This is a genomic window from Streptomyces sp. NPDC014995 (assembly GCF_043080745.1).
Classification (GTDB): domain Bacteria; phylum Actinomycetota; class Actinomycetes; order Streptomycetales; family Streptomycetaceae; genus Streptomyces.
In genome coordinates, this window is sequence record NZ_JBIBVX010000002.1 from 176,629 (window position 1) to 191,719 (window position 15,091).

At 72.0% G+C, this 15,091-nt stretch carries 13 protein-coding genes; 10 read left to right on the forward strand and 3 right to left on the reverse strand.

The window, feature by feature from the left end; all coding sequences use genetic code 11:
- The first annotated feature begins 119 nt into the window (after nucleotides 1-119).
- A complete protein-coding gene (locus ACF1A1_RS05215) occupies nucleotides 120-1,337 on the forward strand; it encodes an MFS transporter (protein ID WP_391645618.1) in 1,218 nt (405 codons plus the stop codon).
- A gap of 365 nt (nucleotides 1,338-1,702) precedes the next feature.
- Here the strand turns inward: ACF1A1_RS05215 and ACF1A1_RS05220 are convergent, their stop codons facing one another.
- From ACF1A1_RS05220 to ACF1A1_RS05230, 3 genes are all read right to left on the reverse strand, one after another.
- Nucleotides 1,703-2,536, reverse strand: a complete 834-nt coding sequence (locus ACF1A1_RS05220) for a triphosphoribosyl-dephospho-CoA synthase (protein WP_391645620.1) — start codon at nucleotides 2,534-2,536, stop codon at nucleotides 1,703-1,705.
- 9 nt (nucleotides 2,537-2,545) lie between these two features.
- Nucleotides 2,546-3,469, reverse strand: coding sequence for an intradiol ring-cleavage dioxygenase (locus tag ACF1A1_RS05225; protein ID WP_391645622.1), 924 nt, complete (start codon nucleotides 3,467-3,469; stop codon nucleotides 2,546-2,548).
- A 262-nt stretch (nucleotides 3,470-3,731) separates the two neighbouring features.
- Nucleotides 3,732-4,202, reverse strand: a complete 471-nt coding sequence (locus ACF1A1_RS05230) for an ATP-binding protein (protein ID WP_391645624.1) — start codon at nucleotides 4,200-4,202, stop codon at nucleotides 3,732-3,734.
- Nucleotides 4,203-4,444: 242 nt separating this feature from the next.
- Between ACF1A1_RS05230 and ACF1A1_RS05235 the strand changes: the two genes are divergently transcribed.
- The 9 genes from ACF1A1_RS05235 to ACF1A1_RS05275 all read left to right on the forward strand — a co-directional run bounded on the left by ACF1A1_RS05235 (nucleotide 4,445) and on the right by ACF1A1_RS05275 (nucleotide 14,845).
- The gene (locus tag ACF1A1_RS05235; protein WP_391645626.1) at nucleotides 4,445-5,287 is read left to right on the forward strand and encodes a hypothetical protein; all 843 of its coding nucleotides are present in this window, start codon (nucleotides 4,445-4,447) and stop codon (nucleotides 5,285-5,287) included.
- Between the two features lie 137 nt (nucleotides 5,288-5,424).
- Nucleotides 5,425-6,183, forward strand: coding sequence for a YcnI family protein (locus ACF1A1_RS05240; RefSeq protein WP_391645628.1), 759 nt, complete (start codon nucleotides 5,425-5,427; stop codon nucleotides 6,181-6,183).
- Nucleotides 6,184-6,262: 79 nt separating this feature from the next.
- Nucleotides 6,263-6,916: an SCO family protein gene (locus tag ACF1A1_RS05245; RefSeq protein WP_391645630.1), complete on the forward strand. Its 654-nt coding sequence runs from the start codon at nucleotides 6,263-6,265 to the stop codon at nucleotides 6,914-6,916.
- Complete coding sequence (locus ACF1A1_RS05250) at nucleotides 6,913-7,374, forward strand: copper chaperone PCu(A)C (protein WP_391645632.1); 462 nt, start codon at nucleotides 6,913-6,915, stop codon at nucleotides 7,372-7,374. Before ACF1A1_RS05245 ends, ACF1A1_RS05250 begins: the two co-directional genes overlap by 4 nt.
- A 259-nt stretch (nucleotides 7,375-7,633) precedes the next feature.
- Nucleotides 7,634-9,862 (forward strand): copper resistance CopC/CopD family protein, encoded by a 2,229-nt coding sequence (locus ACF1A1_RS05255; RefSeq protein WP_391646379.1) that lies wholly within the window; start codon nucleotides 7,634-7,636, stop codon nucleotides 9,860-9,862.
- A gap of 7 nt (nucleotides 9,863-9,869) precedes the next feature.
- Nucleotides 9,870-11,165, forward strand: coding sequence for an iron uptake transporter deferrochelatase/peroxidase subunit (efeB, locus tag ACF1A1_RS05260; RefSeq protein WP_391645634.1), 1,296 nt, complete (start codon nucleotides 9,870-9,872; stop codon nucleotides 11,163-11,165).
- A gap of 96 nt (nucleotides 11,166-11,261) precedes the next feature.
- Nucleotides 11,262-12,194, forward strand: coding sequence for a prephenate dehydratase (pheA, locus tag ACF1A1_RS05265; RefSeq protein ID WP_391645636.1), 933 nt, complete (start codon nucleotides 11,262-11,264; stop codon nucleotides 12,192-12,194).
- Between the two features lie 549 nt (nucleotides 12,195-12,743).
- The gene (serS, locus tag ACF1A1_RS05270; protein WP_391645638.1) at nucleotides 12,744-14,021 is read left to right on the forward strand and encodes a serine--tRNA ligase; all 1,278 of its coding nucleotides are present in this window, start codon (nucleotides 12,744-12,746) and stop codon (nucleotides 14,019-14,021) included.
- Nucleotides 14,018-14,845, forward strand: a complete 828-nt coding sequence (locus ACF1A1_RS05275) for an HAD family hydrolase (RefSeq protein WP_391645640.1) — start codon at nucleotides 14,018-14,020, stop codon at nucleotides 14,843-14,845. Before serS ends, ACF1A1_RS05275 begins: the two co-directional genes overlap by 4 nt.
- The last annotated feature ends 246 nt before the right edge of the window (nucleotides 14,846-15,091 follow it).

Genomic DNA, 15,091 nt, shown 5'->3' on the forward strand with positions numbered 1-15,091 from the left:
AGTCCCAGGGGCTCCAGGGCTCCAGGGGCTCCGGGCGTCGTTGGCGGGCTGATTGGGCCACTGATACGGCAGGCCATTGGTGCTGTCGGAAGATCCACTGGGCCTCTAGCTTCGTGGGCATGACCAAGGCTGCCCCGCAACGGCTTCTCGCCCTGGCCCAGTTGAGCAACTCGGTCGGGGACGGCGCGTACTACACCACGTCCGCCCTGTACTTCACCCAGATCGCCGGTCTCTCCCCCGCGCGCGTGGGGCTCGGGCTGACCGTCGGATGGGCGGCCGGGTCGCTGGCCGGGGTGCCGCTGGGACGGCTGGCCGACCGGCGCGGACCGCGCGGCACGGCGGTGGTGCTGGCGCTGGCGACCGGGCTCGCGGTGGCGTCGTTCACGCTCGTGCGCGGGTTCGTGCCGTTCGTGCTGGTCTCCTGCGGGTACGCGGCCGCGCAGTCGGGGCTCGCGGCGGCCCGGCAGGCGCTGCTGGCGGGGCTGGTGCCCGCCGGGGAGCGGACCGGGCTGCTGGCGCGGTTGCAGGCGACGCTCAACGCCGGTCTGGCGGTGGGGGCCGGGCTCGGCGGGCTCGCGCTGCACACCGGGACGCGGACGGCGTACCTCGCCGTGTTCGTGGTCGACGCGGTGAGCTTCCTGGTGTGCGCGCTGCTGCTGCTCGGACTGCCCCGGGTGGCGCCGGTCCCGGTGCGCCCGCGTGGCGGCGGCCTCGGTGTGCTGCGCGACCGGCCGTACGCGCTCGTCGCGCTCCTCAACACCGTGCTGCTGCTGCGGCTGCCGCTGCTCAGTCTCGTCCTGCCGCTGTGGATCACCTCACGGACGGGGGCGCCGGCGTGGCTGGTCTCGGCGCTGTTCGTGCTCAACACCGCCGCGGTGACCGTCTTCCAGGTGCGGGCGGCGCGCGGCGTCACCGGCCTGGACAGCGCCACGCGCACGGTGCGGCGCTCGGGGTGGGTGATGTGCGCCGCGTGCGCGGTGTTCGCGCTGTCGGCGGGCGCCTCTCCCGGGGTGGCGGCGGGCGTGCTGGTGCTGGGGGCGGTGCTTCAGGTGGCGGCGGAGATGGGGCAGTCGGCCGGTTCCTGGCAACTGTCGTTCGATCTGGCGCCGGCCGATCGCGTCGGCGAGTACCAGGGCTTCTTCGGCACGGGCGTCACCGTCGCCCGCACCACGGGCCCGCTGGTGCTGACCTGGCTGCTGGTGGAGTGGGGCACCCCGGGCTGGCTTCTGCTGGGCGGGGTGACGCTGGCAGCGTCGTACGCGATGGGGCCGGCGGCGCGCCGGGCGGCCGCCGTCCGGGGGAACGGCGAGGTCAGGCGGCCCGTGCCGGTCGGTTGACCGGCAGCGAGTTGCTGCCGCGTCGTGGCGGAGCATCTGCAGCGTTTGTTGCGGAGAACCTGCCGCGTCATGACGGGGAATCTGCCGCGTCATGGCGGGGAACCCGCCGCGTGGTTGAGGAGTTCCCGCGGGGCGTCGACCGGCGGATCGCGTACGCGCGCGTGCACGACACGGCCTCGCGGCCGGCCTTCTCGTCGGCGTACCGCCCGCGACCGGGAATGTGCCCGGCGCGGGCGGCGGGCCACCCGACAGCCCCGGCTCCGGACGAGATCACGCACCCGGTACGAGGTGAGGCAGCCCGTACGAGATGACGCAGCCCGTACGGGGTGACGCAGCCCGTACGGGGTGATGCAGCCCGCACCACCTCAGGCAGCCCGCATCACCGCGCTGACCGGCAGCGAGTCCACGAACAGCGCCCCCGCCAGCAGGCCGGCACTCCCCCGAGGGCTCCACGCGCGCGCGTGCAGGTCCGCGTCGAGGGCGGAGAGGGCCTCGCGGCCCGCCTCCGTCGACGTACCGCCCGCTTCCAGGACCGTGCGGGCACCCGCCTGGACGTGGCGCAGGCCCGCCGGCCCCGCGGTGTGGAGGAGTTCGGTGTCCTGGAGCGTGGACATCACGGTGAGGAGGGCGTCGAGGCGGGCCTGTGCCTCGGTGGCTCCGGCACAGCGGGTCCGGGCGAGCGTGTCCAGGGCGCGGCGGACGTGCGGGAAGCCGGCCCGGGCCTCGCCGCGGGCGCCGGCCGCGCCGTACTTCGCCGAGACCGTGGACCCCCGGGACGGGCGTCGTGGGGCGTTTCGGTCGGTGTGTGCGGCGATCCGTTTGGCGGTGGCGGCGACGTCGGCGCCCCGCGCGCGGGGGTCGAGCGCGGCCGCCGCGACCAGCAGGCCGAGCGTCCAGAGCGCGCCTCGGTGCCCGCCGCCGGCCAGGCCCACCGAGTGTTCGGTGGACCGCCCGATCGCGCCCAGTTCCGCGCGGAGCCGGGGCGAGGGTTCGCCGGTGCGGCGGGCGGCGGCGGCCATCGCCGCGAGGCCGGGTGCGAGCGCCTTGGCCGACCAGCGCAGGGCACGGTGGTCCACGCGGGTGGCGCGAGCGGCAAGATCACGCGGGTCGGGCAGCCCGGGCTTGGGGGCCAGGGCCAGCTGCCCGGTCAGCGCGGCCACGGCGGCCTGCGCGAGCGCCTCTTCCTCACGGCTCGTCATGGCCGTACCTCAGGAGGACGCCGAGGCCGACGGGGTCTCGCTCGGCGGGGCGCCGGTCGGGGCGTCGCCCGGCGGCGTGCCGCCCTCGCCGCCACCGCCGCCGCCCGCGCCGGTGTTCTCCGCGTCCGGGTCGACGCCGATGGTCAGGAAGCCCTTGTAGCCCTTGGACGGGTCGGCCTTCTTGACCGGCTGGAGGGTGAGCAGACCGCTGGAGGCGCCGCCGCCGTCGTAGACCATGTCGTCGTCGAGCCTCGTGTAGCTGCCGGAGTGCCGCGCGTACGGCTCCAGCGTGAAGATCTCCTCGGCGATGTCGTCGGCGAAGAACAGCTGGCCGGTGTAGTTGACCTTGCCGCCCTCGTAGGTGCCGTCCTCCTTCTGACCGCCGGTGTGCACCTTGAGGTGGATGTGGCAGGTACGCGGTGTGTACCAGCCGGGGAAGATCGTCTCGAACTTGACGACCCCGTTGGCGTTGGCGATCTGGTAACCGCGCAGATAGGTGCTGTCGTTGGCGGTGGAGCCGTCCTCGCTCTCGGCGGGGGCCGAGCCGCCGGGGTTGGCGGTGGTGTAGCCGGAGTAGTAGCCCCAGGCGTCGCAGTGCCAGATCTCCACGGCCGCGCCGGGGACCGGGGTGCAGCCGTCGGTGGCGTCGACGACGGTCAGCCGCAGGGTGAGCGGGACGCCGCTCTTGCCCTCGGTGATGTCCTTGCGCACCAAGGCACCATCGAGGTAGTACGGCCCCTCCGTGACGCTCGACATCAGCGTCATGCAGCTGCTGCCGGTCGAGGCCGACGCGGTCGCCTCCGCCTCCGTCACCGTGTCGGCGAACGCCGACTGGTACCCGGCGACGGCGATCCCGCCGGCCGCGACCGTGCCGCCGGTCACCGCGAGGGCGCGGCGCCGGGTGATGGTCCTGTTCTTGTGGTTTCCCGTCATGGACACGGAATGTAGAAACGCCACCCGTCAGGTACATGAGCCAAGGCTGAGAACCGGCTGTGAATGGCGTGGGACGGCCGGGCGTGGGTGGCGTGGGACGGCCGGCTGTGGGTGACGAGGGACGGCCGGGCGCGGGTGACGAGTGACGACCGACTGTTGGGTGGCGTGGAACGGCCGACTGTTGGGTGAGGTGGGCGGCCGGCGCGGGTGACAAGTGACGGCCCCGGCGTCATGGCGAGCACGCTGCTCCCCTGACTGCCCGTCACACGGCGATCAGCGGGGCCCCCTTGCGCCACTTCAGGATCTTGTCGAAGCTCACCACCGCCCCGGTGCGTCCCGGCTTGTTGCCGATGTGGACGTGGTCGGCGAGCTCCTCGATGAGGTGCAGGCCGCGGCCCGCCTCGGCTTCGGTGTCGGTGTGGGTGTGGGTGTGGGCCCGGGCCGGACGGACCGTGCGCTCGGTGCTGAAACCCGGTCCGGAGTCGGCGACCTCGATGCGGCACTTCTCGCCGTCGAGGTAAGCGGTGACGCGGTACGCCTCCGAACAGCCGCCGTGCGCCGTGTCCCCGCCGTGCTCGACGGCGTTGGCGCAGGCCTCACTCAGGGCGACGGAGAGGTCGTAGGAGACGTCTGGGTCGACACCCGCCGTCTCCATCGTGCCGAGCAACAGGCGCCGGGCGAGCGGCACGCTCGCGGCCTCGCGCCGCAAATGGAGTGACCACCAGATGCTCATGCTCCAGCCTCCTGGCTGCGGCTCGACATACCGTTACGTATTGCCGCCCCACCCCGCAAGTAAGCGCGAATTCCGCGTGAGGCCGCCCATATGGGGGATGCGCGACGAGACGAAATCGGTGTATGTGGGGCTCAGGAGCACCAGTCGTACCAGTCCTCACCAGAAGGTGATCTTCCCTGCACCCGGGAGGTTGTGGACCTGCTGTATGGGCGTCGTAAGGCCAGTGCGATGATGAGCCCGCCATGACTGACCCCCACCAGCGCACGGCGCGCTCCGGAGGTGCTCTCCGGCTGCTGCGGGCCGCGGTGTTCGCCGCGGTCTGCGTCGTGCTGGCCGGGGCCGGTCACACGATGGCCTCCTGCGCCACGGTTCCGCTGTGGACACTGGGCGCCGGGTTCCTCGGGGCCCTCGCGGTCGTGGCGCCGCTCGCCGGACGCGAGCGGTCGCTGCCGGGCATCGCCGCGCTGCTCGCCGTCGGCCAGACCGCCCTGCACACGCTGTTCGGACTCGGACAGCACGGCACGGCGGCCGTGGCGTCGACGGCGACGACCGTCTCCGACGCCGCGCTGGTCGAACGGGCCGCACGGCTGCTGTGCGGGACCACGGCGGCGGCGATCAGCCCCGCCCAGGCGCAGCGGATCCTCATCGAGGCGCGGGTCTACGGGAACGGCAGCGGCACCGGCAGTGTCAACGACACGGCCACGGGTTCCCTGCACCATCCCGGGGACGCCCTGGCCACGGCCGGCTCGTCGGCGTCGCTGCTGCCGTCCCTGCCGATGCTGCTCGGCCACGTCCTCGCGGCAGTCGCCGCCGGCTGGCTGCTGCGGCGCGGCGACGCCGCCCTGCTGCGACTGATGGACCTGTCGGCGCACGGCGTCGCGCAGGGCGCGCTCATACGATCCCTGCGCGGGGCGCTCGCACTGGCCCGCGCCCTGCTCGCGGGGCTGCCCGCCGCGCCTGAGTGGGGCCCGCGCGCCCCGCGCGCCGCGCTGCCCACACCCCCCGAACCGCCTGCCGACGCACTCCAGCACACGGTGATCAGGCGCGGCCCGCCGGCCGCCGCCGCACTCGTCCTCGCTGCCTGACACGACGCGACCAGCACTCCACCACACACGGGGGGGGAGCGGCCGCCGTCGTGCGGCACGCGCGCGTGCGCACGTCTTCCGTGCCCCCGCCTCTCCTCACCGTCAGACCTCACTCAGAGTGGAGTGCTTTCGCCGTCATGAAGGTCTCTCGTCTCGCCGCCGCCGCTGCGGTCGCCGGCTCCGCCGTCCTCGTCCTGTCCTCGCCCGCCTTCGCGCACGTCACCGTGCAGCCGGAGGGCACGGCCGCCAAGGGCGGCTACGCCGTCGTGAACTTCCGCGTCCCCAACGAGCGCGACAACGCCTCGACCACCAAGCTCGAGATCAACTTCCCGACCGACCACCCGCTCTCCTCGGTGCTGCCGCAGGCGATCGACGGCTGGAAGATCGCGGTCACCAAGAGCAAGCTCGCCAAGCCGCTGGAGGTGCACGGACGGCAGATCACCGAGGCGGTCTCCAAGGTCACCTGGACCGCCGAGGACAAGGGCATCGAGCCGGGCTTCATCCAGCAGTTCCCGGTCTCCGTGGGCGTGCTGCCCGAGGACGCCGACGAGGTCGTCTTCAAGGCGATCCAGACGTACTCCAACAAGGAGGTCGTGCGCTGGATCGAGGTCCAGGAGAAGGGCGCCGAGGAGCCCGAGAACCCGGCTCCGGTGCTGACCCTGTCCGACGCGGCCGACGGCCACTCCCACGGTTCGTCCGCCGAGGACGCCTCCGACGGGTCCGACTCCGATGACGCCGAGGCCGCCGCCGCCACGACCGAGGCGTCCGACTCCTCCGGCGGCAGCGACACCACCGCCCGCGTCCTCGGCACCGTCGGCATCGTCGTCGGCGCCGCCGGCGTGGCGTACGGCGTGCTCGCCGGCCGCCGCCGGACCGAGACCGGCGACGCCTCCTGACTCAGGCCGTCCGCGGTGGGTGCCGGGGGCCTCTCCGCCCCGGCACCCACCGACCTTCACCACACCGGGACACATCTCCATGCGCAAGAAGACGTTCGCCGCGGCCGCGCTGCTCGCCGCGGCCACCCTCACCCTCTCCGCCTGCGGCAGTGGCGACAGCGGCTCCAGCAGCCCCGTCGCCGCCGTCTCCGAGGACGGCTCGCAGCAGGCCGCGACCGTGCTCGACCAGCCCTTCACCAAGCCGAACCTGGTGCTGACCGACACCCAGGGCAAGCAGTACGACCTCCGCAAGGAGACCGCCGGTCACCCGACGCTGCTGTACTTCGGCTACACCCACTGCCCGGACGTCTGTCCGCTGACGATGAGCAACATCGCCGTGGCGAAGAAGCAGCTGCCCAAGGCCGAGCAGGACGACCTGCGCGTCGTGTTCGTCACCACCGACCCGGACCGTGACACCCCGGCCGCGCTCGGCACCTGGCTCAAGGGCATCGACCCGCAGGCGGTCGGTCTGACCGGCGACTTCACCACCATCCAGACCGCCGCGCGCACCCTCGGCATCTCCATCGAGCCGCCGCACAAGGACAAGAACGGCAAGTTGGTCTCCACCCACGGCACCCAGGTCATCGCCTTCTCCCCGAAGACGAACGGCGGCTACCTCCTCTACGGCGAGGACGCCACGGTCGACGACTACACCAAGGACCTGCCCAAGATCGTCAAGGGACAGAAGCCGTGAGGCGGTTCGCCGCCTGCGCCGCCGCCGTACTGACCGGATCCCTCGTCCTCGCGGGCTGCGGATCCGATGCCCCCGACGACACCGCCGCCGACCTGTCCGTGAACGCCGCCTACATGCCGCAGCCGGTCTCCGGCTCCATGGCGGCCGGCTTCCTGACGATCACCAACGACGGCGGTACGAAGGACCGGCTGACCTCCGTCACCAGCGACGTCGCGGGCAGCGTCACCGTCCACAAGACCGTCGGCGGAACCATGGAGGAGGCCGACTCCCTCGATGTCCCCGCCCACGGCCGGCTCGTGCTCGCCAGCGGAGGTAACCACCTGATGTTCGAGAAGCTGAAGCGCAAGCCGAAGCAGGGCGAGAAGGTGACCGTGGAACTGCACTTCGCCGAGTCCGGAACCGTCGAGGTCGAGATGCCGGTGGAATCCGCCACCTACATCCCGAAGACCGGGCACTGAGGGAGGGACCGCCTTGACCCAGACCACCGCCCCGAGACTCCGCCTGCGGGCCCTCGCTCCCCGGGCCCGGACGGGGACCCTCGTGCCCCCGGTCCGGACGCGGGCTCTCGTGCCCCCGGTCCGGACGCGGGTCCTCGTGCCCCGGGTCCGGACGCGGGTCCTCGTGTCCCCGGTCCGGACGCGGGTCCTCGTGCCCCCGGTCCGGACGCGGGTCCTCGTGCCCCGGGTCCGGACGCGGGTCCTCGTGCCCCGGGTCCGGATGCTGGTGCTGCTGTTCGTCGCCGTCACCGGCGCGCTCCTCGCCGGCGCCGGGCCGGCCTCCGCGCATGCCGCGCTGACCGGCAGCGACCCCGCGCAGGGGGCGGTGGTCGACAAGGCGCCCACGCGGGTGTCGCTGACCTTCTCCGAGCAGGTCGCGATGGGCGGCGACTCGCTGCGCGTCCTCGACCCCAAGGGCAACCGCGTCGACACCGGCAAGCCGTCCAGCGTCAGCGGTACGACCTACGCCGTGCGACTGCACTCGGGGCTGCCCGACGGCACGTACACGGTGACCTACCAGGTGGTGTCCGCCGACAGCCACCCCGTCGCCGGTGCCTACACCTTCTCCATCGGCTCCCCCTCCAAGACCAGCGTCTCTGTCGCCGGCCAGGAAGCCGGCGGGGGTGTCGTCGGCGGGCTGTACGGGTTCGGGCGGTACCTGTCGTACGCGGGGTTCATCGTCATGGTCGGCGGGGCCGCCTTCGTGCTGGCCTGCTGGCCGCGTGGCACCGCGGTGCGGGCCGTGCAGCGGCTCGTGGTCTCCGGCTGGCTGGCGCTCACCGCGGCCACCCTGTTCCTGCTGCTCCTGCGCGGCTCCTACACCGGCTCGGGGAAGGTGGGTGACGTCTTCGACCTCGACCTGCTCGGGCAGGTGCTGCAGACCAAGACGGGCGCCGCGCTGGTCTCCCGGCTGCTGCTGCTCGCCGCCGCCGCGCTGTTCATCGCCGTGCTCTTCGGCGCGTACGACAAGCGGGAGGACGAGGAGAAGCGGGACCTGACCTTCGGGCTCGCCATCGGCGGTACGGTCGTCGCCGCCGGGCTCGCGGCGAGCTGGGCGATGGCCGAGCACGCCTCCACCGGACTGCAGCCGGGTATCGCGATGCCGGTGGACGTCCTCCACCTGCTGGCCGTCGCCGCCTGGCTGGGCGGGCTGTGCGCGCTCCTGGTGACGCTGTACCGGTCGCAGACGCCGGTCGAGGCCGTGGCCGTCCGCCGGTTCTCACGGGTCGCCTTCGGCAGCGTCCTCACCCTGGTCGCGACGGGCATCTACCAGTCGTGGCGTCAGCTCGGCTCCTGGTCGGCCTTCACCGACACCCGCTACGGACAGCTCCTGCTCGTCAAGATCGGCCTGGTGACGCTGCTCGTCGGCATGGCCTGGATCTCGCGCCGGTGGACGGCGCGGCTGACGGAGACGGTGGTGACCTCCCAGCAGGAAGGCCCGCGTGAGGAGAAGCGGGAGAAGGAGGGCCAGGAGGAAGAAGAGGGGCAGGAGAAAGAGGGGCAGGAGAAGGGAAAGGCGGCGAAGACGGACGCCGAGGTCTCCGGGATTTCCGAGGTCTCCGGGATTTCCGAGGCATCCGGGATTTCCGAGGCATCCGGAGTTGCCGGGGCATCCGTTGCCGAGGCATCCGGGACCTCCGAGGTCTCCGGGATCTCCGAGGTCTCCGGGATCTCCGAGGTCTCCGGGATCTCCGAGGTGAAGGAGCCCGCCGCCGCGAAGGCCTTGTCCGGGGAGACGGCGACCGGCACGACGTCCTCCAGCGAGACCGTGACCGGCACGACGTCCTCCAGCAAGACCGCGACGGCACAGGCGGGCGCCGACCCGGCAGACGTCGGCCAGGCCGCGGCCGGTTCCGGCTCCGGGGGCGCCGCGCGGGCCGCGCAGCTCGCCCGGCAGCGGGCCGCCGTGGAGACCGCGCGGCAGAAGCGGCTGCGCGACGCCGACCCGAACCGCTTCGGCCTGCGCCGCTCGGTGCTCGCCGAGGCCGGTGTCGCCGTCGTGCTGCTCGCCGTCACCACCGCGCTGACGTCCACCGAGCCCGGCCGTACCGAGCAGGACGCCAAGGCGGCCACGGCGGCCTCGTCGTCGTCCTCGTCGGCCGCCTCCGGGGCCCTGACCCTCGACATGTCCTTCGACACCGGGGGCACCGACGGCAAGGGCGTCGTCAGCGTGGACCTCGACCCCGCGCGGACCGGCGCCAACGAGATGCACGTCTACGTCACCCGTCCCAACGGCCGCGCCTTCGACGTCCCCGAAGTGAAGATCGCCTTCACCCTCGAGGCCAAGAACATCGGGCCGCTGCCCGTCGTCCCCGACCACATCACCACCGGTCACTGGTCGGCGAACGGAGTGCAGCTCCCCATGGCCGGCGAGTGGAAGATCGCCGTGACCGTGCGGACCTCCGACATCGACCAGGTGACCGTCTCCAAGAACGCGCAGATCGGCTGAACCGCACATGCCTGACCAGTCCATTCCGACGGTCCGTCCCTCCGAGGCCGCCCCTGAGGCCGCCTCCGGGGAGTCCTCCCCTCCCGGGGGTCTGACCCGGCGCAAACTGCTCGGCACCGCCGGCGCCACCGGGCTCGTGCTCGGCGCCGCGGGCGGGGCCGCCGGGTATGCCGCCGCGCCCGCGCAGGCGACCCCGCTGTCCTCGATCGGATCCGGGCGGGTGATGTTCCACGTGAAACATCAGCCCGGCATCACCCAGGGCCTCCAGGCCCGCGGCCACCTCGTCGCCTTCGACCTCGCGGCCGGCGCGGGCCGCAAGGAGGCCGCCGCGCTGCTGCGCCGCTGGTCGGAGACGGCCCGGCGGCTGATGGCGGGCGAGGCGGCACCGCACGACGACACGGACGTGGCCCGGGACGCGGGCCCGTCCTCGCTGACGATCACCTTCGGCTTCGGCCACAGCTTCTTCTCCCGCACCGGCCTGGAGAAGCAGCGCCCGGTCGCCCTGGATCCGCTGCCCGACTTCTCCTCCGACCAGCTCGACAAGTCCCGCAGCAACGGCGACCTGTGGGTGCAGATCGGCGCGAACGACGCCCTCGTCGCCTTCCACGCCCTGCGCGCGATCCAGAAGGACGCGGGGAGCGCCGCCAAGGTCCGCTGGCAGATGAACGGCTTCAACCGCACGCCGGGCGCCACCGCCCACCCCATGACCGCCCGCAACCTCATGGGCCAGATGGACGGCACCCGCAACCCCAAGCCGACCGACGCCGACTTCGAGAAGCGGATCTTCGTGCCGGCGTCCGGTGCACCCGACCCGGCTTGGATGGCCCACGGCTCCTATGCCGTCGTACGCCGTATCCGCATGCTCCTCGACGACTGGGAACAACTGTCGGTCAAGGCCCAGGAGCAGGTCATCGGGCGCCGGAAGTCCGACGGGGCGCCGCTGTCCGGGGGCACCGAGACGACCGAGATGGACTTGGAGAAGACCGACGCCAACGGCGATCTCGTCGTCCCGCTCAACGCCCACGCCCGGATCACGCGCCCCGACCAGAACGGGGGCGCGGCGATGCTGCGCCGGCCGTTCTCCTACCACGACGGCATCGACGCGAACGGGGTGCCGGACGCGGGGCTGTTGTTCATCTGCTGGCAGGCGGACCCGCTGCGCGGCTTTGTCACGGTGCAGCGCAAGCTGGACCGGGGGGACGCGCTGTCGAAGTACATCCGCCACGAGGCGAGCGGGCTGTTCGCGGTGCCGGGCGGAGCGGCGGAGGGGGAGTACGTGGGGCAGCGGTTGCTGGAGGGATGAGACACGCCGGGTTCGGGTCACGCGGATTCACTCGCGTGAGCGGCTGGCCGTGAAACGCGTGCGCTCCCGTTCCACAAGGGCCGTTAGGGTGAGGTCATGCCAGCGAGCTATGCGTACCTCGGCCCCGAGGGCACCTTCACGGAGGTCGCCCTGCGCACGCTGCCCGAAACGGCCACCCGGCAGCTGATTCCCTACGTCTCCGTGCAGTCCGCCCTGGACGCGGTGCGCACCGGCGAGACCGAGGCCGCGTTCGTGCCGATCGAGAACTCCGTCGAGGGCGGGATCACCACCACCCTCGACGAGCTGGTCGCGGGCACACCGCTGATGATCTACCGCGAGGTGCTGCTGTCGATCACCTTCGCGCTGCTGGTCCGGCCCGGCACCAAGCTGTCGGACATCAAGACGGTCACCGCCCACCCCGCCGCGCAGCCGCAGGTGCGCAACTGGCTGAGGGCGAACCTCCCGGACGCGGTCTGGGAGTCGGCCGCCTCGAACGCCGACGGCGCCCGCCTGGTGCAGGAGGGCCGCTACGACGCCGCCTTCGCGGGTGAGTTCGCGGCCGCCCGGTACGGCCTGGAGGCCCTGGAGACCGAGATCCACGACGCGGAGAACGCGCAGACGCGCTTCGTGCTGGTCGGCCGTCCGGCCCGGCCCCCGGCGCCGACCGGGGCCGACAAGACGTCCGTCGTGCTGTGGCAGCGCGACGACCATCCGGGCGCCCTGCGCGACCTGCTGGGCGAGTTCGCGACCCGCGGCATCAACCTCATGGTGCTGCAGTCCCGGCCGACCGGCGCCGGCATCGGCAACTACTGCTTCTGCATCGACGCCGCCGGCCACATCACCGACCGCCGCATGGCCGAGGCGCTCACGGGGCTCAAGCGGATCTGCCGCGACGTGCGATTCCTCGGGTCGTACCCGCGCGCGCAGGTGACCGCGGCAGACATACTGGCTCCGCTGCCGGGGACCTCGGACGAGGAGTTCGTGGCGGCGGCGGACTGGGTGGCGCGCTGCCAGGACGGCCGTTTCTAGCCAGTCCTACCTGCATATCTTCGTTATCCACAGAAGTTATCCACAGGGCGGGTTCTCGACCTGGGGACAAGTCGACAACGAAGCACCATCCAGTCGACAAATCGCCCTACAGCGCTCAAGTGCGGCTCCGGTCCGACAGATCACCCTTCGTCCACCCGTTTCCTTCGATCAATCCTTTGGGGCTACCCATTTCCACCCGAAAGTGGGCACGGGAAGGGTTTGACCAAGGAATTACCCGTCCAGTGAGCGCCTCTCGGAATGATCAATTCCGATGTCCACAGATCTTTCGCACAGCCTGTGGATAACTTTCCTCGAGGGCGGATTCCTGTGGACAACGGGCCCCTCAAATCCCGCTCGCCGCAAGGAAATCGGGTCAACCCGGCGCCCCGCGCCCGCCCCGTTCCAGCGAGTGAGACACCTTTTCCTTGACCCGACGGATCGCGTATGGGCCGCAGGAACACACAGGGCAATTAACCCATAACGGAAGGCAAGGCGTGTTCGGCAATAGTGAGTCGTGAGTCGCAACCCCGCACCGGTAGCCTTGAGCACGTGATTGACCTTCGCCTGCTCCGTGAGGACCCCGACCGTGTGCGCGCGTCCCAGCGCGCCCGTGGAGAGGACGTCGCGCTCGTCGACGCTCTCCTGTCTGCCGACGAGCGGCGCAGGTCGTCCGGCGTCCGCTTCGACGAGCTGCGCGCCGAGCAGAAGCAGCTCGGCAGGCTCATCCCCAAGGCCTCCGCGGACGAGAAGGCCGAGCTGCTCAAGCGCGCCGAGCAGCTCAAGGCCGACGTCAAGGCGGCCGACGCCGAGCGCGACGCGGCCGACAACGAGACCCAGGAGCTGCTCCTCCAGCTCGGCAACCTCGTCCACCCCGACGTACCCGTCGGCGGCGAGGAGGACTTCGTCACGCTGGAGACGCACGGCGACATCCGCGACTTCGCCGCCGAGGGCTTCGCCCCCAAGGACCACCTGGAACTCGGCCAGCTCCTCGGCGCGATCGACGTCGAGCGCGGCGCCAAGGTCTCCGGCTCCCGCTTCTACTTCCTCACCGGCGTCGGCGCGCTCCTGGAGCTCGCGCTGGTGAACGCGGCGATCGCGCAGGCCACCGCCGCGGGCTTCACGCCGATGCTCACCCCGGCGCTGGTGCGCCCCCAGTCCATGGCGGGCACGGGCTTCCTCGGCCAGGCGGCCCAGGACGTCTACCACCTCGACAAGGACGACCTCTACCTCGTCGGCACCTCCGAGGTCGCCCTCGCCGCGTACCACATGGACGAGATCATCGACGCCGATCGCCTGCCGCTGCGCTACGCGGGCTTCTCGCCCTGCTTCCGCCGTGAGGCCGGCTCGCACGGCAAGGACACGCGGGGCATCTTCCGCGTACACCAGTTCGACAAGGTCGAGATGTTCACGTACGTCACTCCCGAGGACTCCCAGGCCGAGCACCAGCGCCTGCTGGAGTGGGAGAAGCAGTGGCTGACCTCGCTCGAACTGCCGTTCCGCGTGATCGACGTCGCCTCCGCCGACCTGGGCTCCTCGGCCTCCCGCAAGTTCGACTGCGAGGCGTGGATCCCGACCCAGGGCAAGTACCGCGAGCTGACCTCGACCTCGGACTGCACCGAGTTCCAGTCCCGCCGTCTGCAGATCCGTGTCCGCGAGGGCAAGCAGGTTCGCCCGCTGGCCACGCTCAACGGCACCCTGTGCGCCGTACCGCGCACCATCGTGGCGATCCTGGAGAACCACCAGCAGGCCGACGGCTCCGTGCGCGTGCCCGAGGTGCTGCGCCCGTACCTCGGCGGCCGGGAGGTCCTGGAGCCGGTGGCCAAGTGAGCCGGGCCGAGGAAAAGGCCGCTGCCCCGCGCTTCCCCTACCGGCTGATCGCGACCGACCTCGACGGGACGCTGCTGCGCTCCGACGAGTCGATCTCACAGCGCACCCGTGACGCCCTCGCCGCGGCCACCGCGGCGGGGGCGGCCCACATCGTCGTGACCGGCCGCGCCGTCCCCTGGACCCGGCACATCCTCGACGACCTGGGCTACGACGGTCTGGCGGTCTGCGGCCAGGGCGCCCAGGTCTACCACGCCGGCACGCACCGCCTGCTGACCTCGGTGACCCTGGACCGGCAGCTGGCCGGCGTGGCGCTCGCCAAGATCGAGGCGGAGGTCGGCCCGCTGTACCTGGCGGCGAGCCGGGACGGGCTGGAGGGGGAGGTGCTGGTCGGCCCCGGATACGCGGTCACCGGCAGGCTTCCGGCGACGCCGTTCACGGACGCCTCGGACCTGTGGTCCGCCCCGCTGAACAAGATCTACATACAGCATCCCGAGCTGTCGGACGACGAGCTGGCCGAGGCGGCCCGCCAGGCCGCGGGCGGTTTCGTCACCGTCGCCATGGCCGGCGCGGGCATCGTCGAACTGCTCCCCCTCGGCCTCTCCAAGGCCACGGGCCTGTCCCTCGCCGCCCGCCGCCTGGGTCTGAAGGCCGCCGACACGATCGCCTTCGGCGACATGCCCAACGACATCCCGATGTTCGCCTGGGCCGCCAGGAGCGTAGCCATGTCCAACGCCCACCCGGAACTCCAGGCCGTGGCCGACGAGGTGACGTCCTCGAACGAGGAGGACGGAATCGCGGTGGTCCTGGAGAGGCTGCTGAGCTAGAGCTGCGGGCCGGGGGCCACCTGGGCTGTGGTCTGGGAGGCTGTTGTCCGGAAGTGGTGTGGTCTGGGGGTCGTGGCACGCGGGGGTTGTGACCTGCGGGGGTCAAAGCCTGCGGGGGCTGGCCTGTGGGGTTGTGGTCTGCGGTGATTAAGGCCTGCGAGGGCCGGCCTGTGAGGGTTGCGGCCGACGGGTTACCCGTGCCAGCCGGTCCAGGAGCGACGCGATCTGCGTCTACGGGCAATGCGG